The sequence below is a fragment of the Streptomyces sp. JN8 genome, assembly GCF_055808075.1.
This window is the reverse complement of record NZ_CM147852.1, coordinates 52,620-70,149: the sequence shown is the minus strand read 5'-3', so window position 1 is coordinate 70,149 and position 17,530 is coordinate 52,620. Positions and strand designations below refer to the sequence as shown.

General features: G+C 72.0%; 12 protein-coding genes. 5 read left to right on the top strand and 7 right to left on the bottom strand.

From position 1 onward, the window contains the following. Positions 1–6 precede the first annotated feature (6 nt). Positions 7–891 carry a LysR family transcriptional regulator gene (locus ACY0MR_RS00350; RefSeq protein ID WP_473558128.1) on the top strand — a complete coding sequence of 295 codons (885 nt, stop codon included), beginning with the start codon at positions 7–9 and terminating at the stop codon, positions 889–891. A 508-nt stretch (positions 892–1,399) separates the two neighbouring features. On the opposite strand, the gene ACY0MR_RS00345 is transcribed toward ACY0MR_RS00350, so the two are convergent. Beyond that, complete coding sequence (locus tag ACY0MR_RS00345; protein ID WP_473558126.1) at positions 1,400–4,789, bottom strand: ALF repeat-containing protein; 3,390 nt, start codon at positions 4,787–4,789, stop codon at positions 1,400–1,402. Positions 4,790–5,368: 579 nt separating this feature from the next. On the opposite strand from ACY0MR_RS00345, the gene ACY0MR_RS00340 reads away from it, so the two are divergent. Continuing rightward, positions 5,369–5,893 (top strand): hypothetical protein, encoded by a 525-nt coding sequence (locus ACY0MR_RS00340; protein WP_392864257.1) that lies wholly within the window; start codon positions 5,369–5,371, stop codon positions 5,891–5,893. 120 nt (positions 5,894–6,013) lie between these two features. Continuing rightward, positions 6,014–7,843: a trypsin-like serine protease gene (locus ACY0MR_RS00335; RefSeq protein WP_473558124.1), complete on the top strand. Its 1,830-nt coding sequence runs from the start codon at positions 6,014–6,016 to the stop codon at positions 7,841–7,843. A 107-nt stretch (positions 7,844–7,950) separates the two neighbouring features. Here the strand turns inward: ACY0MR_RS00335 and ACY0MR_RS00330 are convergent, their stop codons facing one another. The 3 genes from ACY0MR_RS00330 to ACY0MR_RS00320 all read right to left on the bottom strand — a co-directional run bounded on the left by ACY0MR_RS00330 (position 7,951) and on the right by ACY0MR_RS00320 (position 10,584). Continuing rightward, positions 7,951–9,252 (bottom strand): DUF6545 domain-containing protein, encoded by a 1,302-nt coding sequence (locus ACY0MR_RS00330; protein WP_473558122.1) that lies wholly within the window; start codon positions 9,250–9,252, stop codon positions 7,951–7,953. Positions 9,253–9,262: 10 nt separating this feature from the next. Next, the gene (locus ACY0MR_RS00325; RefSeq protein ID WP_473558120.1) at positions 9,263–9,685 is read right to left on the bottom strand and encodes a toxin-antitoxin system, toxin component; all 423 of its coding nucleotides are present in this window, start codon (positions 9,683–9,685) and stop codon (positions 9,263–9,265) included. 203 nt (positions 9,686–9,888) lie between these two features. Then, the gene (locus tag ACY0MR_RS00320) at positions 9,889–10,584 is read right to left on the bottom strand and encodes a hypothetical protein (RefSeq protein ID WP_392864252.1); all 696 of its coding nucleotides are present in this window, start codon (positions 10,582–10,584) and stop codon (positions 9,889–9,891) included. A gap of 318 nt (positions 10,585–10,902) precedes the next feature. Between ACY0MR_RS00320 and ACY0MR_RS00315 the strand changes: the two genes are divergently transcribed. Beyond that, the gene (locus tag ACY0MR_RS00315; protein WP_473558118.1) at positions 10,903–11,718 is read left to right on the top strand and encodes an SDR family oxidoreductase; all 816 of its coding nucleotides are present in this window, start codon (positions 10,903–10,905) and stop codon (positions 11,716–11,718) included. A gap of 310 nt (positions 11,719–12,028) precedes the next feature. Here the strand turns inward: ACY0MR_RS00315 and ACY0MR_RS00310 are convergent, their stop codons facing one another. Together ACY0MR_RS00310 and ACY0MR_RS00305 are read right to left on the bottom strand one after the other, a co-directional pair. Continuing rightward, positions 12,029–13,114, bottom strand: a complete 1,086-nt coding sequence (locus tag ACY0MR_RS00310) for a hypothetical protein (protein WP_473558115.1) — start codon at positions 13,112–13,114, stop codon at positions 12,029–12,031. 13 nt (positions 13,115–13,127) lie between these two features. After that, a complete protein-coding gene (locus tag ACY0MR_RS00305) occupies positions 13,128–14,147 on the bottom strand; it encodes a hypothetical protein (RefSeq protein WP_473558113.1) in 1,020 nt (339 codons plus the stop codon). A gap of 357 nt (positions 14,148–14,504) precedes the next feature. On the opposite strand from ACY0MR_RS00305, the gene ACY0MR_RS00300 reads away from it, so the two are divergent. Further along, entirely contained in the window at positions 14,505–15,386 is an 882-nt protein-coding gene (locus ACY0MR_RS00300; protein WP_473558110.1) for an SMI1/KNR4 family protein, read from the top strand. A gap of 94 nt (positions 15,387–15,480) precedes the next feature. Here the strand turns inward: ACY0MR_RS00300 and ACY0MR_RS00295 are convergent, their stop codons facing one another. Next, positions 15,481–17,520: a hypothetical protein gene (locus ACY0MR_RS00295; RefSeq protein WP_404080470.1), complete on the bottom strand. Its 2,040-nt coding sequence runs from the start codon at positions 17,518–17,520 to the stop codon at positions 15,481–15,483. Positions 17,521–17,530 lie beyond the last annotated feature (10 nt).

Genomic DNA, 17,530 nt, shown 5'->3' with positions numbered 1-17,530 from the left:
GCGAGCGTGGAACTGCGGCAGCTGAGGTACTTCGTCGCGGTCGCCGAGCACGGCGGCTTCGGCCGGGCCGCCGAAAGCCTGGGCATCGTCCAGTCCGCGGTCAGCACCCAGGTGCGCCGCCTGGAGCGGCAGCTCGGGCTGGTGCTGTTCGTCCGGGGAGCCCGGCAGACCGTGCTGACGGCCCAGGGCGAGGCTCTCCTGCCCCAGGCGCGGACCGTACTGGAGGCGGCCGAACGCACCCGGACCCTCGCCGCCGAACTCGCCGGCGGATCCGCCGGGCTGCTCCGGCTGGGGCCTGTCCGGGGCCCAGGCGAGCGGACGAACCAGCTCCTCCACCGCCTCGCCGACGACACCGGGGCCTTCAGGGTCGCCCTGCGTCACGTCCCGGCTGCCGAACGGCTCAGGCTCCTGAGCGACGGCGAGCTCGACGCGGCCTTCGTACGGGGAGAGGCGGTGGCGCCGCCCGGCGTCAGCCTCCTGGAGGCCTGGCAGGATCCGCTGTACGCCGCCGTGCCGACCGGCCACCCCCTGGCGGCCCGGCCCGCCCTCACCCTGGGCGAGCTCGCGGAGCTGCCGCTCCGGCTCGTGGAACGGCCGGTGAACCCGCCGTTCCACGACCTGGTGACAGGCCTGCTGGACTCCGCCTGCGGCAGGCGCGCGCCACTGGGCCCCCGCTTCGCCACGCTGCCCGAGACCCTCGCGGCGATCGCCTCGGCGGCCGCACCGTCATGGACCGTCTTCTACGAGGTGACCGGGCTTCCCGACTTCCCCGGCATCACCGTACGACCCCTCGCGTGCCCCGCCCTGACCACCTGGCTCGCCGTACCGGAGGGACCGCCCAGCCCCGCGCTCCGCAGGCTGCTGGCGGCCATACGCAGTACCCGGGTCTAGGTTCTGACCAGCGGATCACGGGGCAGGGTGCGGGCGCCAGGCCCCGTGCCCGTACCGGGGGAGTGACGGCCGCAGCGTGTGCCGGCAGGCGTTGTTCAGCCCAGCTTCCGGCAAGCCCGATGAAGCTCCGCAGCTCCTGCTGGGCGCCCGCGACGAGCCGCGTGCCAGGTACGCCGACAGCTCGATCACCGGGCCGTCGTCCGCCCCGTAAGCGTCGAACGTCAGCCGGACAACGCAAGCCACCGCGTGAGAACACCGACGACGGATCGTGGCCGAAGGAGGGCCGGCCAGTGCCGTCGATCACCTCCAGCCGGTCCCGCCCGGTCGCCGAGCCGTTGCGAGCAGCCCGGCTCGACGACGCCGGTGCCTGTCCCGGGTGATCTCCGGGGAGGCTGATGCCGAGGGGCGCCTGACGAGGTCTCCCTCGGCAGGCGCCCCTCCCCCCGTACCGCTCCCCGCAGCGGCCGCCGCCGCCCCGGGGAGCGGGGTCCCGTGGGCTATAGCCCGGTCAGTGGCCGTCCTTCGAACTCAGCCAGCTGACGATCGGCGACACCGCCTCGTGGATGACCTGCGAGGCCTCGTGCAGGGCATGGGCGCCCTTGGTGCCCAGGTGCGCCGCGGCCTTGATGCCTCCGGACATGCCGAGTGTCACCACGCTGAGGGCCGCGATCGAGGCCTGCTTCCTGAACTCGTCGCTCTTCCAGCCGTACCCGACCCCGTAGAAGACCGCACTGGTCGTGTCGAGGAGCCCGGCGGCTATGCCGATCCCCATTCCGGCGGCCATGAAGAACGGGGCGGCCGGAGCGGCAGGGGTGAACGAGAGCCCGATGCCGACGGCTCCCGCACCGACGCCGATGAATCCGACGATCATGCCGGCCTCGTGGAACGAGGCGGCGTACGCCTTCGCGCTCCCCGGGCGCACCTCGTCCTCGAAGTTGTCGTAGTCCTCCTTGTTGCACGGGTTGATGCCGGCGGCCTTGTTGGCCTGTGCCTCTTCGGCGGCCTGCTTGGCCGCGGCCGTGCGCTCGGTCCAGGCCTTCTCCACGGCCACGGATCGCGCCTCGCTCGCCGCGGCAGCCGCGGCGTCGCGGTTCTGTCCGGCCTGCAGCGCGGAGCTGCGCGCCGAGTTGGCCGAGGCCAGAGCCGCGTTGGCGGAGGCGACCGCGTTGCGCGCGGACTCCACCGCACGGCTGGCGGAGTAGTTCGCCGAGCGGGCGGCGACCCGGGCGACGGAAGCCGCCTGTGCCGCCTTGGCCGCCGACGCCCTGGCGCTGACGGCCGACCGCTCGGCCTGGTCCGCGAAGGAGTCGGCCTTCAGGGCCGACGCCTCGGCCTGCTTGGCCGACGCCGTCGCCTTGTCCGCCCACACCTGGGCTTCCTGGGAGGCCGCACGGGCGAGGGCTGCTGCCTGCTGGGCCCGTGCGGCGTCCACCTGTGCCTTGTCGGCGATCTTCGCGGCCGCGGCGATCGCGCCCTGCATGGCGGCGATGTGCGTGTCGGAGTCGTAGTCGAGCTGCGCCGACTTGTACTGGACCGAGGCGATGAAGTTGCGGCGCATCCACGCCGGGCCCTCCATGGCGACCTGCGCGTGGGCCCGGGTGTAGCGACCGCCGCTGCCCAGCAGGGCCGCGGTGGCCACACCGTCGTCCTCCCTCTGCGCAGCCTCGAAGGTCACGGTCATGAACTCGTACAGCGCCTCGGGGGTCCCGGAGTCCAGGGCCGCGTTCGCCGCCGCCTTCACGGCACGACCCGGGTTCTCGCCGAGGAGCCGGGCCACGGCGACCCGGTTGTCGGCGACGGCCGCCTGAGCCGCTCCGCCGGCGAGGAACTTCGCCGGGGCTTCCGGGTCGGTGCTCTCGAGCGCCTTGGCGGCGGCGAGGGCGACGGACGGCTGGGCGATCCTGGCGAGGAAGAGGACGGACTCGCGGTCGTCCTGCCGCTGGGCGATCCGGCGGTCGACGTCGATCCAGGCGTGGATCTCGGCGTCGGTTCCGGCCAGGGCGAAGCGGGCGGCCTCCTGGGACCAGGCGCCGTGGGAGTCCATGAGGGCGAGCGCGGCCCTGCGTCCGAGGTCGGTGGCGCGGGTCGCGTCACCTGCCTTCAGCGCCGTCTCGGCCTGGGCGATGACGTCCTTGGTGGCCTGGACGGTCTGCTCGGCCTGCGTCCGCTTGCGTTCGATCTCGGCCCGTTCCCTGGCCTCGATCTGCCCGAGCAGCCGCACGTCCTCCATCGCCCGCTGGGTGTCCTCGTCGAGCCGCTGCCACTCGGCCTTCCGGGCGGCCTCCTCGACCTCGACCGCCTTGAGCACGGCCGCGGTCGCGGCGTCCGCGGCCTTCGTGGCCTCGTTGGCGAACTCGGTGGACTTGTTCGCGTACTCCAGTGCCTGACCGGCGTACAGCACGGCCCACTCTGCGGCGTCCGCCGCCCTGTCCGCGTGCGTGGCCGCGCTGTTCGCCGCGTCGCGGGCGGCACGGGCGGCCGCCGCCGACGCGTTCGCCAGGGCCAGGGCCGTGCCTGCGGCGTTCGTCGCGAGCTGCGCGTTGGCACCGGCGATCTGCGCCTGGCGCTTGGCCTCGGCGGCCTGGGCCTGCGCGACACCGGCGGAGGCCGCGGCCTGTGCCGAGGCGTTCGCTGCGGAGGCCGCGTTACGCGCGGCCGACGCGGCGGCCTCACCGGCGCCGGCGGCCTGAGCGGAGGCCGTGGCGGCGTGATCGGCCGCCTGCGCAGCGGTCCGTGCCTGCCGGGCGGCGTTCCGCGCGGCGACGGCGGCTTCCTTGGCGACACCGGACTGGGCGGCGTCCTTCGAGGCGCCGATGGCAGCGTTGTACGCCCGGGCTGCGGCGGAACCGGCGTTGGCCGCGGCCTGGCCGGCGGCAGCGGCGGCGTAGGCGGCGCGGCGTGACGCCTGTACGGCCGCGTGGGAGGCGTTGATGGCGACGCGGGAGGCGTCGGCGGCACCCTTGGCGGCGTCGGCTGCCTTGCGGGCGGCGCTGCCTGCCTTCGCCACGTCGTTCTGCGCCTGCTGGGCCTCGACCGCGGCCTTCTCGGCCGCCTCCTTGGCCTTGGCCGCGGCCTCGACGGCGCGGGCGGAGGCTTCCTCGGCCGCCTTCGTCTTCATCTCGGCGTTCTTGCCCTCGCGCTGGACGACGGCGACGAGTTCCTCGATCTGCACCCGCTCCTGGTCGCGAGCTCGGGCGATGTGCTGTCCGGTCTCCAGGAACCAGTGGACGTCGTCGGCCGTGCCGGACAGGGCCCGGTCGGCGTACTTCTGCACCTCGGGTCCCGCCGTGCCGAGCATGGCGGCGGTCGCGACGCGCATGTCCTGGAGCCGGGCCGCGAACTGCTTGTCGGTGAGGAACGCCTCCAGGGCGGGCCGGCTGCCGTCGCTGAGGGCGGCGTTGCCGGCCTTGGTGAGGGCCCTGCCGCCCACGCCCAGCACCGTGGCGGTGGCCACCCGCAGGTCGTCCACGATCGTGGCTTCGAAGCCGCCGGCGAGGAACGCGGTGACGGCGGCGTCCCCGTCCCGCAGCGCCGCGTCGGCGGCCCGGCGCGTCCCCTTGCCCACGGCCGCGATGCTGCCCATCAGTGCGGCTCGGTCGTCGACGGCGCTCTCGGCGGAGAGCCTGGTGGTCAGGAAGTACCGCACGTCGGCGTCGGAGCCGGTCAAGGCCGCCGCGGCGGCGGCCTTGACGGCCTTGCCGCCCAGGATCCACTCCTTGACGACCTTCGCCCGCTCGGTGTCCGGCAGCTGGAACGGGTCCCCCCCGTCGCCGTCCGGCGGCGGGGTGTCGGCCCAGGCGGCCAAAGGATTGAGAACGAGGCTGGAAGTGGTGGCGACGGCCGCTCCGGCCGCGAGGGCGCCGAGAACGCGCCGTCTATTCCAATGGGTGGTGTCCAAAACGGTCCTTCGCTATCGGCGCCTGGCGCGCCGCGGATACAACACGGCCCGGGCCAGGACAGCAAGGGGTGATTCGCATTCTGCTCATCGAGGCCGTTTGCGGATGACGCATGGCCCGAGAGGTGCGCAGCATGACCATACGCGGCACACGAGGCACTGGCCAGACGGAAGTTGATGGCAAATCAACTGCGGTTTATCCGAGGTGGTCGGGTGGGGCACTCGGTGGCTTGAAATCGCCTGGTGAAAAGGTATTGGAACTCCATGAATCGGTCATATCATCCGGCTTGAAACCCCTATCTGTGAGTCGCGTCACCCGCCGGTGCGTACGTCCGTCAGGCCCCGTCTGCCCAAGGGCCAGTAGGGGTGGGCATCCGGCAGAACGGGCTGAGCGAACGTCATAGAGGTTTTGCCGGGCTTGATTTGTGCGCCGCTCGTACGGTTAAGATCCCGGAGGAAGTTGGGGGCTTCCGGGGGGAGCGTCGCGGCCTTTCTGCGCCTCTCTCATGGCTGGACAGAGCCTTCGCATCCACATGGACATTCCTTCCGGATAAACACCGGAACTGACGACTGGAAACAGGGATGAAGGCACGTACGACACTTCTCCGCGGCATGGCCACGGCCATGGCGGCGGGCGGCCTGGCCTGGCTGGCGATCACGGGTGGCCCGAGCGTCGGATCCCACGGCGGCGATTCCGCCGGCGGCACCGCGATGACGGCGGTGGCCGACGAGGGCCCGGGCTACGCCGTCGAGGACTTCGGCTATCCCGACGCCGACAAGATCCTCGCCGAGCGCGGCATCACCCTCAAGCGAGGCGACGGCCACATCGTGCTCACGGACTGCGGCACCGGCGACCTGCTCGAGGTCTGGTCGCGCGACAAGGAGCGGGTCTGCTTCAAGGTCAGCGGCACCCGCGGCTACCTGGCCCTGGAGATCCCCAGCGTCTACGCGGTCCGCGGCAACGCCTACTCCGCGCAGGTCGACATGACCGTCGGCACGGAGGAGAAGTCCTTCGACATCGCCAAGAACACGTGGACCCGGGTCGGCGAGAGCGCCGACGAGCAGGGCCGCGACCACATGCTGATGGAGATCCGCACCAGCAAGTAGGTGATCTGCGCGGCCCGGCCGGCGTCCCGCCGTGCCCACCGCGCGCACCGATCCGTCCGGCAGGCAGGCGCCCTCCCGCGCCCCTGCACCCAGCTCCAAGCCCTGCTTCCAGGAAGTGAAATGAAGCGACCCCTCTTCGCGAAGTTCCCTCTGAGAGCCGCCCTCGGCGCGGCTCTCCTCTCGGTCCCCGCCGCGCTCGGAGGCCTCACGGGCACCGCCCAGGCCGCTGTCGGGACCCCCGCCGCGTCTGGTGCGCTCACCCACACCGTGCAACTGACCATAGGTGAATGGCCCGAGCACCGGGGCTGCACCGCCACGCTGGTCGACGAACTCTGGGTGGCGACCGCGGCCAGCTGCTTCGCGGAGCGGCCCGGCGAGGCGGTCCCCGCCGGCAAGCCCGCCCGCAAGTCCACCGTGACCCTGGCCGGCGGCACCGTCCGGACCGTCGTCGAACTGGTGCCGCGGACCGACCGCGACCTCGTCCTGGCCCGCCTCGACCTCCCGGCCGCGGGCGCGACGCCCGTGCAGCCCTCGGCGAAGGCCCCGGCCACGGGCAGCCCGGTGACGGCCTCCGGTCACGGACGCACCAAGACCGAGTGGGTCCCCGACAAGGTCCACACCGCCGCCTTCACCGTCACGAACAGCACCGCGACGGACCTGATCCTCGACCCGGCCAACGGCACCGACGTCCTGTGCAAGGGCGACAACGGCGGCCCCGTCCTCGACTCGGCCGGCAAGCTGGTCGGCATCAACAGTCGCTCCTGGCAGGGCGGTTGTCTGGCGGCTCCGGCCGGTGAGACCCGTCGCGGGGCCGTCGCCGCGCGCACCGACGACCTCGCCGACCTGATCGGCTCCCTCAAGCAGCGGCCGTTCAACTTCAGGGCGGGTGACGTCCTGCGGCCCGGCGAGACCGTCTCCTCGGCCACCGCCAAGCTGATCATGCAGACCAACGGGGACCTCGTCCTGTACCACCGCACCGGCGGCGAGAACCAGGGCGGCGCCCTGTGGATCTCCGGCACCAGCGGCAACCCCGGGGCGTACGCCACGATGCGGGCCGACGGCAACTTCGTCGTCTACAAGAAGGACGGCGGCGACACGGTTCCCGGCAGCGCGCTCTGGGAGACCGGGACGCACGGCAACGCCGGCGCCCGTCTGGCCCTCCAGGCCGACGGCAACCTGGTCGTCTCCAAGACCGTCACGCAGGGTGGCGCGGGCAGCGTCCAGCTCCTGTGGAACAGCGCCACGGGAGACCGCGGCGACCGGCTCGCGTCCGGAGCCAAGCTCATGCCCGGACAGTGGCTGACCAACGGCCGGTCCGTTCTGATGATGGACATCCAGGGCAACGTCCTGCTCCGCGAGCTCGCGACCAACCGTGAGCTGTGGGGCAAGTACTCCTGGAACTGGCGCTCCTACCTGCACATGCAGAACGACGGGAGCCTCGTTCTGTACAGCAAGGACGGCGGCCAGGGCAAGGGTGGCAACCTCTGGGTCACCGAGACCTGGAACGGCGCCGGCGCGTACGCCGCCGTCGAGGGCAACGCCCTGGTCGTCCACACGAGCGACGGCGGTCTGCGCTGGGCCAGCTCCACGCTGCAGGGCGAGCAGTCCAAGCGCTGCCTGGACTGGAACGGCTCCAGCTCCGTGGTGATCTGGGACTGCTGGGGCGGGCCCAGCCAGCAGTGGGAGCACACCGCGGCCAAGGAACTCAGGGTCGGCGGCGACAAGTGCCTCACCGCCAACACCGGTGCGGTGCAGGGCGCCGGCATGTTCGTCAAGCCGTGTGACGGCAGCGGTGAGCAGAAGTGGAACGTCAACGCCGACGCGACCATCACCGCCGTGCTCAACCCCGGCCAGTGCCTGAACGTCTGGGGGCAGGCCACCGCCAACGGATCCACCCTGGGGCTGTGGGGCTGCAACGGCGGCGCCAACACCAAGTGGTTCCGCCCCTGAGCCCGGGGCACCCGCGGCGCCCCGGCCGACGAGGCGCCCGGCTCTCGCCGCTCTAGGACGCCTCCCGTGCCGGTCACGTGGTCTCGTGACCGGCACGGGAAGTGGTGTCAGCCGACGGGCGCCGCAGCCGGTGGGTCGGCGGGGAGGTCCGCACCGCGGGGGTCGTCCCCCAAAGGGACCCGAGCCGGACCCGCGCCGTCGGCCGGTCCGGCCGGGACGCGATGCGGTGTCGCCGGCGCCGCGCCGACCGCCCGGGAGATGCTGACCAGAAGGTCCCCGTACTCGGCCTCGGCCACGCGAAGCGCACGTACCGCCACCGCGCCCCGCACCTTGTCGGCGGGCACACCGCGGCTCCGGGCTTCGGCCGCGGCCGTGAACATCGCGGCGAGACCGACGGCCACGCTTTCCGCCTCCGTCGCACCTCCCCGGCGGGCCGAGTCGCAGGCAGTCGCCCGGACCTCCTCCGAGCAGTGGGCTCCGAGCTCCAGCATCCGGTCGTGGATCTCGGTCATACGGTCGGTGAGGCGCCGCCCGGGCCCCGCGTACCAGGGAGTCCTGAGGCGCATCCGGCCGTCGCCGTCGCCCGCGGGGGACACGGCCCGCCGCAGGGCGCCGAGCGCGTACAACGCCCGTAGCGGCCCGAACACCCGGACACCCAGCCAGGGGGCCACGATGGGGATGAGGAAACCGGCGGCGACGAGGACGGTGCCGAGGCCGGCCAGGGACAACCCCGCCTGGTTCAACCACTCCCAGTCCCGGCCCGTCCAAGCGGCCACGACGGCGGCGACCTTCGCCACGCCGTAGGTGACGTTGCTCAGGAAACCCACGGTCAGGACGGTCAGCCCGAAGAGCAACGACCCGTCGGCCGGGGTCCTCCGTCCGGGCCCCGCCCGCCGGATGTCGCGGGCCCAGGTCCAGCAAGCGACCGCCGAGGTGATCTGGGCACCGATGCAGGCGAGCACACAGAGCAGCGTCATCTCGCGGATCCAGGGGGTGCCCGCGTAGTAGGTCTCGAAGTCGCTCCGCCGCTCGACCGGGGCGTCGCCCAAGGCGAAGCACACGATGATCAGGGCCGCCACGACGGTGTGGCCCCAGATCCAGTGCCTCACCCTGCGGCGGCTGCGGGGCTGGGCCTGCGCGTCCTCGCGCCAGTTCTCCATGAGCACCCGGCAGGCGCACGCGTAGGCGGAGAGCATGCAGAACACGAGGACCGCGGAGAAGTTGCTGATTCCGGTCGCCGCGTTGACCGCCCTGATCGTGGGTGGTGCCGAGAAGAAGAAGGCCGCGGCCTGGAGGAAGATGACCGTGTTGACGCTCCGGACCAGGGGAGTCCGCCATCGCCTCAGCAGAGACGGCAGCTTGACGAGGAGGACGAGGCCGAGTGCGGCCGCGGGGATGTAGAGGTTCACGCCCGTGCCGTCACCCTCGGAGGGAGGCCCAGATGCGGCCGGCCACCCCGGCCGACGGCGCCATCGTGCCCCCACGCTCCAGCAGGGGCCTGCAGCGGTGTGCGAGCATGCGGCCGAACTGCTCGGCACGTCGTTCCTCTTCGAGGTCCGGCTCGGTACGGGCCGCGACGTGGGTGACCGCGTCGGACAGGTCCCACCGGTTCCCCAGCATCCGCGCCGCGGCCTTCGCGACAGCCGCACCACCGTGACCGCAGTGACCTTCTTTCAGGTGCCAGAGCTCGTGTCCCAGGATCACCACCTGGTGCAGGGGCGAGGTGTTCGCCTCCACGACGATCACATCGTGATCTCCGAGATCCAGCCACAACCCGGTCACCGTGTCGGGCGGGAACTCCTCCAGCATCAGCCGCACTTCGCGCCCGTTGCGGGTCGTCACCCCCGCGCACACCGCCTTCAGCAGCTCCCCGGCGCACTCCGGAAGCGGCGTCGGGAGCCCCTTCAACAGAGCATCCCGATAGCGCCTCATCTCCCGCGAGACCCCCACCCGAGCCACCTTCCCCCTTGCGCCGGGCCACCGGCACGCACGCTCACGCGGTGTGCTTCACCGCTGGTGAGGCACCCTGCGGTGGCTCACCGTGATCATCCGGCTTTATTGTGCCCCAAGCCGCCTTCGAAGGCCGCGCGCGTCTCCCGAGCCCGCTCCTCGCGCGAGCGACGTGCCACGGACTCGATCAGGGCGATGAGCGGCTGCGCCGTGTCGTCGGGGACATCGGCCAGAGCGCGTGCGGCATAGGCCACGACACCGAGTTCGGGATCCACCTCGTTCGCCGGCCCGCCGCTCCGCAGCCGCCGCAGGTCCTGGTCCTGGCACGCGACCATCCGCTCCAGCAGATCCTTGTGGATCTGCTGGAGAACCCGGTCCAGGGCCTCGGTCGGCTCGGCCACCAGGAACTCGATCTTCTCCCCGAAGAATCCCGCGATCCCCGCGGCGTGGTCGAGGTTCGGCGCTCGGCCCGTCTTGATCATCTTGTCGAGCCACTGCGCGCTCGTACCGGCCGCCGCCGCGATCTCCGCCAGCGAGTAGGCCCGCCGGCTCCCGTCGGCCGCTGCGCGCAGCCTCGTCGCCCGAAGAAACAGGATCCGCTCGACCACGCGCCGGTGCCGGGCCTCCACCGAGTCATGCTCGGGGCCGCCGGCTCCCTCGCCGCGCAGCAGCTCCCACACCTCCTGCTCAGGCACCCCGGACGCGTACGACAGCCCGCCCTCGCCCGTCACTCGCAGGACGTCCTCGCGGTTCAACCCCATGCGGTCGAGCAGGGCGTCGATACTGCGCACCGTTCCCACCAGGTCCCGCACCTGCCCTGCACTCACAAGAACTCCCATGCTCGTCGGACCGGAGGGCTTCCCAGGCTAGCAACTGTGGTTGAGCCCTCATCCATCGTCCCCTCAGGCGTCCACTGGGAACAGGCCGGGCCCGATCGAGTGGACCTTCACCCCCGCGATACCCCGCCCACGATGTTGAGCCGACCGCCACGGGGCCGGCGGAGGCCGATCCACGGGACGGGAGCGATCGAGGACCCTACCTGTCCGCATCGAAGGTGAGGGTGGGGGAGTGGCCGGAGAGGCCGGTGGCGAGGGAATCGAGGAGTCGGCATGACGTTTCTGGTGGCGGGTGCGACCGGTACGGTCGGGCGGCAGGTCGTGGGAGCGCTGCGGGAGGCCGGTGCGCCGGTGCGGGCGCTGACCCGGCGGCCCGGGGAGGCCGCGTTCGGCCGGGGGGTCGAGGTCGTCGGCGGCGACCTGACCGACGCGGCGTCGCTGGCGCCGGCGTTGGACGGCGTGGCCGCCGTCCACTTGATCAACTTCGGCGGCGACGACTACGCCCCGCTGGAGAACGGCAGGGAACTGGTGGCGATGATCGAGGCCGCCGGGGTGCGCCGGGTGACCCTGCTGGCCGGCTGGTCGGAGTCGACGCTGGAGCCGGCCGTGCGGGCGTCGGGCCTCGCGTGGACCACCGTGGCGCCGACCGAGATCATGGCCAACGCCCTGGAGTGGGCGGACGAGGTGCGCGCGGGACGGGTCGAGCGACCGTACGGGGACTCGCGGACCGCGATGGTGCACGAAGGGGACATCGGCGCGGTGGCGGCGACGGCGCTGCTGGAGGACGGGCACGCGGGGGCGGAGTACCTGCTGACCGGGCCGGAGCGCATCTCGCTGCGGGAGAAGATCGCCGTGCTGGGCTCGGCCGTCGGCCGCGAAGTGGAGTTCGTGGAGCTGACCCCGCACCAGGCGCGCGAGGCGATGAGGGCACAGGGCGTGCCGGAGCACATGATCGACTTCCAGCTGGAGGTGTTCGCCGAACCGCCGGTCGCGTACAACACCCCGAACGGCGTCGTCGAGAAGGTCACCGGACGGCCGGCGCGCACGTTCGCCCAGTGGGCGGAGCAGAACGCCACCGCGTTCCGGTGAGGGTCCTACGGCCCGCTGCCGTGGCGGGCGGCGGGCGGCGGTCCAGCCCGGCTGGACGGTCGTCAGGGGCAGCTCCGCCCGATGAGGGGCGGCGAGCGCGCCACCCGCGCGTCAGGCAGGCTCGTCGACGTGGCCGCCGCCGACTCGATGCCGTGCCCGGTCGGCGGCGGGCTCTACCGGCCGGCGGCGGGCTCTACCGGCCGGCGGAGGGCTCCACCGGTCGGCGGACGGCTCCACCTGACAGCGGCGGGCTCTACCGGACGGGCCCGGGACGCCTCGCGCGCCCGGGCCCGTCCCGTACCGTCGCAGGTCAGCGGACCCGGACGGACGCGACCAGAGTGTTGAGGTCCGGCCACAGCTTCTTGTTCGTCTCCGGCAGCACGACCCACAGCACCGAGGGACGGACCCGCCCGGTGTCGACCACGAGGACCGCGTTCAGGTCCCTCGTGGACGGCACCCCGCGTTTGTGGAAGTGGATCTCACTCACCAGCAGCCAGGCGTCGTGTCCGCCGACCTTCAGCGGCTGCGAGGCGACGTCGACCAGGATCGCCTGGTCACGGGGATACTCGTAGCGCCGCCGCTCGTCCATGACCGCGCTCGCCACGCCCCGCAGCTCCCCGGTGCCACCGGCCGCGGCCATGATGTCCTCGTCGACCTGCGTGGACTTCACGAGTGCGCGCTGGCGCCCCTCCTGCTTGCACGTGAAGCCGTCGAAGACGGGATCCTGCGTCTGGCTCCGGTCCCACGTGCCGCCCAGCTCCGCGTACTCCAGGGAGGAGTCCGTGACGGTGCCGACGACCGGCGAGCCCTTGCCCGGGTAGTCCGGCACCTTGACGATCCCGGTGAGCCGCCGCTCCTCGGGCAGCGGGGAGGCTCCGGGGGTGAGAGTGGGCACGGCGATGTCCCGCTGCGGGGCGTCCGCGGTGCTGCCCGCGCAGGTGGCGGACGAGGAGCCGGGTGTGCTGTGCGCCTGCTGGACCGCCTTGCCGCCGACCAGCACGGTGCACGTGAGAGTGCCCCCTTCCTGGTCCTCGCGGCTTCTGACGTCCAGATAGAAGTCGGCGCCCGGCGCCAGCTCGACGGTCTTGCGGTACGGCAGGATGACGACCCCGTGGGTCTCGTGGTTGCCGTTCGCCTCCCCGACGGTGAGGTTCACCGAGGGATGGTCACCCGTCGCGATGTAGGTGACCGCGACCCGCCGGGGTTCCTCGTCCGGGGATGCCCCGTCGTCGCTCGGGTCGCCGACGGCCAGGGCCAGGCCCACCGCGCCCAGCGTGACCGCCTCGAAGAGGATCACCAGGGCGCCGACCAGATAGAACCCGCCCGGGATCCGGTCGAAGGTCTTCTGTCCGCGGCCAGAGTGGAACGCGCGTCTCGGCTGGGTTGTCTGCGTCATGTCGTCCTCCCCCTCACGCCCGGCCACTGCCGCCGGACCGGCGGCCGGCCGGCCCGTCGGCGAACCGCGTGGCCAGCAGCCCCGCCTCCCGCGCCTCGTCCAGCATCCGGTGCAGGTCCTGGAACCGCGACCGGTCGACGAGCCCCTCGATCTCGGCGACGGCCAGCTCGTCCCGCACCGTGTTCACCACCAGTTCGTGCATGTCCTCACCGAGTTGCTCCAGCTCTCGTACGGCCTCCCACTCGCGGTACGCCGCATCCGCCGCGCGGGTGTGCTCCGCGTACCGCTCCAGCGCCTCGACCCGCTCCTCCAAGGCGCTCGACGACAGCCGCAGCGCCTGCCGCTGCGTCCGCAGCACCTCCTCCACCCGCGAGCCGGAGGCGTCCCCGGCAGCGGTGCGCACCCGCTGCGCCAGCCGGGTCAGCTCGGCCAGGCGCTGGGCGATCTCGTACTGCTGGGCCGGCAGCGTCACGTCGTTGGCGATGTCGTCCAGCAGCCCGTCCCGGTCGACCTGCGACCGGAGTACCGCCGTCACGGCGGCCTGGGCGCGCTCCATCCGGCGCAGCGGCGAGTGGCCCAGCAGCTCGCGCAGGGAGTCGTCGCCGAAGTCCTCGGCCAGGTAGTAGCGTCCGTGGCGCAGGCGGGCCACCCGCTGCCGCTCGTCGGTCCCGCAGCCGAGGACGACGATCAGCAGCCAGGCCAGCAGGTGCGCGCCCACGACGGTCAGGACGAACACCTCGAACCCGAATCGGACCCCGACCCAGATCAGCCCCGCCTGCGCCGCGAGCCCGACGGCCAGGCCGGGCCACACGCCGATCAGAGCCCACAGGATCGTCACCGGCAGCGTCGCGCACACCGCGGAGGCTCCCAGGGCCGTCCAGATGTCCGCCTTGGTACGGCCGCCCAGCCCCGGCTCCTCGGGCAGCGGCAGCGTGGCCGGGAAGAGTCCGTGGGCGGACTTCTCCAGCAGCGCGCGTTCCGCGTCCTCGAGTGCCGGATCAACCACCGGCCGCAGCGCCATGTCCTGCGCCATGAGCAACACCCCCACAAGTCGGGGGAGATCGTGACACACGCAGGAGGGCCTGCCCCCGCCACCCCTGTTCCCGGCCGCCGACTGGGACGGAAACCACCGCAGCCGTCGGTCGATCCGGTACGCGGGCACGGCATCCGGCCATGCGGCGATCACCGCAGGCAGGAGCTTCGGTTCAGGCCGCCGACACCGACACGGCCCTCCGGTCACCGCTCGGACACCCGGGGAGCAAGTAACCGCGGTGAGGTCCTGAGGGGTCCCGGTCCGCCAGTCCCGCTACCGCGACCTGTCACCCCCGCCCCTGTCACCCCCGCCCCTGGCATCCTTGCCCGGTATCCGCCCGCCAGGAAAGGGACCCCCGTGACCGTCACCGTCCACATCCCCGAAACCCTCCGCGACGAAGCCACCGCCATCTCCGCCGGCGCCGCCTACGCCCTGAAGACCCTGGCCCTCCAACTCGCCGAGAACCCCCGCCTCGGCACCCGCCACGGCCGCCTCGGGCTCTACCAGGCCGTCATCGACCACGAGGCCTTCGACGACTGCCCCGAACTCACCATCAGCTACGCCTACGGCCCACCCCTCACGGCCCTCGACCACGTCGAGATCCGCGGCCTCGAAGCCCATGCCCCCCAGCACGCTCCCCGCCCCGCACCGGCGCCGGTCCACCTCGCCGACCCCCGCACCGGCGAGCCGGCCGCCCGCGAAGTCCGTGCCGCCTTCGCGAGCATCATCTCCTGGCTCACCCGCAACGCCCCGGCCACCCACCACTCCCTCCTCCCGCCGGTCACCGACACCGAGCTCTACGACCTGAAGGCCGACCTCGGCGTGCACATCCCCGCCGACCTCGACGCCCTGTGGTCCCAGTGCGCCGGACAGCGCGACGAACCCGGCACCGGCTTCCTCCCGGAACACGGATGGGCCCTCATGCCCCTGGACTCGGTGCGCGAGGTCTACCACCGGCAGATGGCCTGGCAGGCCGAACACGCCGACGAAGCCCCCTTGTGGAAGCCCTCCTGGGTGCCCTTCGCCTCGTGGACGGCCACCGACACCAGCTACGGCCTCTACCTCGACACCGAAACCGGCGAGATCGGCTCCTGGGACAAGACCGCCGCCCGTACCGCCCAGGCCCGCACGCTCACCATGCTCCTCGAAGAGACCGCCGACCGCCTGAGCCGTCCCACCCTCCACCCCGGGCCACAGCCTCGCGTCGAGGGCGGCGTCCTCATCTGGGACAACCCCTGAGCGCCTGACCACACCCGCGAACAGGCCGAAGGCCCGGACAGGAAGAAACCTGTCCGGGCCTTCGACACACGCAGAGGCGAGCGCTACATGGGCCCTACTTCTGCTTCCACTGGCACGTCGTGGCCACGCCCGTACAGTGGTTGAACCCGGGGGTGTCGATGAAGAACCCGTCCCCGTCGGTCAGACGCCAGAGCTGCGGCTGAAGCTTGTGGAACGCCCCCTGGTTCTCCGAGGCGTTGATCGCAGCCCGCCCGCACCGCTCGGTGCCCTGCGGACCCTTCGTCGCGGTGCGGATGTCCGCGAACAGACCGAACGACGTCGAGCCGTCACCGACCCCGTTGAACGACCAGTCCGTATAGAGCTGCGCGCACTGGTCGCCGTTGGTCACCTGGTTGACGCCGCCGGGGAAACCGCCGGACTCGTGCGTGGAGGCGGGGGCGTACTCGTCGCAGTCGGTCGCCGGGATCACCGGATCGGCCGCGTGCTTCGTCCACGTCGTCGGGCACACCACCTTGCGCGAGTCGGTCGTCGACCACGGCTGCCCGGACGCGTTCTTCACCTTCGTGTCCGTACCGAGGTAGTGCACGAGGCTGTCCCACTTCACGGAACCGGCGTGGTCCGGCATCATCTCCTGCATCAGCCAGTAGTAGCCACCGGCCGACGGGTAGGAGTTCGTGTCGACGGTGAACGTCGGCTTGAAGTACGGCAGGACACAGCCAGGGGTCACCGAACCGCGCGAGATGTCGTCGCAGCGCGGCGCCAGCTCCTGCACCGCGGGTATGCCGGAAGACCCGAAGTCCGCGGTGGCATCCACCGAGTCGGACGCGTCGACGGTCGCGGTGATCTTCCACTCCAGGTCGATGGTCTCCTTGCCCGTACCCAACCAGCGCGTCACCACGGTGCCCCACGCACCCCGGTAGTCCTGGGCCGCGTCGTAGTCCCAGTTCGCCTCGGGGATGGGGTTGGCGCCGTCGTCGGTCCACTGCACCGGCGCCACGTCGCACGCCGAGCAGGAGGAGTCCACGTCCCAGGTCATCGTGACCCCTTCGAGGGCCTGGTCGATGAACGTGGGGATGATGACGAGCTGCTGGTCGAACTCCGCGAAGTCGCTCTGCGACTCGCTTTTGTTGCGGTAGGTCTTGATCCGCTGTTCGAACAGGAAGGTGCCCCTGCCGATCGCGGGCTTCTTCGGGTCGGCGTCGAAGAACCACAGCTCACCCTCGCCCAAGGTCTTCAGGCAGGCCTCGGTGCGGTTCATGTAGTCCTTGCCCTCGGGCGCATCGGTGCACCACTTGACCAGGTCCACCGCCTCGTTGCCGCCCGGCGTCCCCGCGGCGGCTGCGGCACCGACCGTGCCCTTCGCCGCCTTCTTCGACACCGGGGCGCCGTCGTCACCGTCGAGGTCGACGGCCGTCTTCCTCGACTTCCCCGGCGCCGGCGCCTTCGGGTCCCTCGGGGCATCCGCCTCGGACAGGGTGAAGCACACCGTCCTCCCGGAGCCGTCGACCTTCGAGCAGTCCTCCTTGTCGAAGTCGGACAGCTTCGGCTCCTCCTCCGCGGAAGCCGGCGCCGACGGGGAAGCGGACTTCGCGGCCGACGCCGCAGCGGGGGTGGCCGAGCCGTCCGGGTCGGTCCGCGTGAACTCGATCGGCTGCTGCTCGGTCGAGTCGATCGGCGCGTCCGTCATCCCCGAGGGGAACATGACGTACGGCTCGATGCGGAACTTCGCCCACGGCGACCAGGTCGTCTCGTACAACGACCCGTCGAAGGCGTTGGTGTGGAACAGATAGTCGGTACGAGGCTTGAGGACGCCGTAGTCGACCTGCATCTTCGCCGTCGCACCCGAGGCCGTGTACGGCGAGACGAGCACGCCGTAGGGGTTGGCGTCGGTGAGCTTGACCTTCGTGTCCGGTGTGCCGTCCGCCTTCGCCGTCCAGACCTCGAACGTCAGCGTCGACTTGTCCCCGTCCGCGTCGGTCACCGTGTTCTGGAGGACGACCTCCGGCGCGATGACCCGCCACGTGGATCCGACCTTCTTGAACTGCGGACCGGCCGACGGCGCGGTACCCGACTTCGGCCGCGACCCGGCCAGAGCCGCCCGCGCTCCCTTCTGCGCCTTCTCCGGCCCGTGCACCTGCGGGGGC

Excerpts from the sequence above, each read along its gene's own strand:
- ACY0MR_RS00340 (WP_392864257.1), top strand. The coding sequence starts at position 5,369 with ATGAAGGCACGTACGACACTTCTCCGCGGCATGGCCACGGCCATGGCG.
- ACY0MR_RS00335 (WP_473558124.1), top strand. The coding sequence starts at position 6,014 with ATGAAGCGACCCCTCTTCGCGAAGTTCCCTCTGAGAGCCGCCCTCGGC.
- ACY0MR_RS00315 (WP_473558118.1), top strand. The coding sequence starts at position 10,903 with ATGACGTTTCTGGTGGCGGGTGCGACCGGTACGGTCGGGCGGCAGGTC.
- ACY0MR_RS00310 (WP_473558115.1), bottom strand. The coding sequence starts at position 13,114 with ATGACGCAGACAACCCAGCCGAGACGCGCGTTCCACTCTGGCCGCGGA.
- ACY0MR_RS00305 (WP_473558113.1), bottom strand. The coding sequence starts at position 14,147 with ATGGCGCAGGACATGGCGCTGCGGCCGGTGGTTGATCCGGCACTCGAG.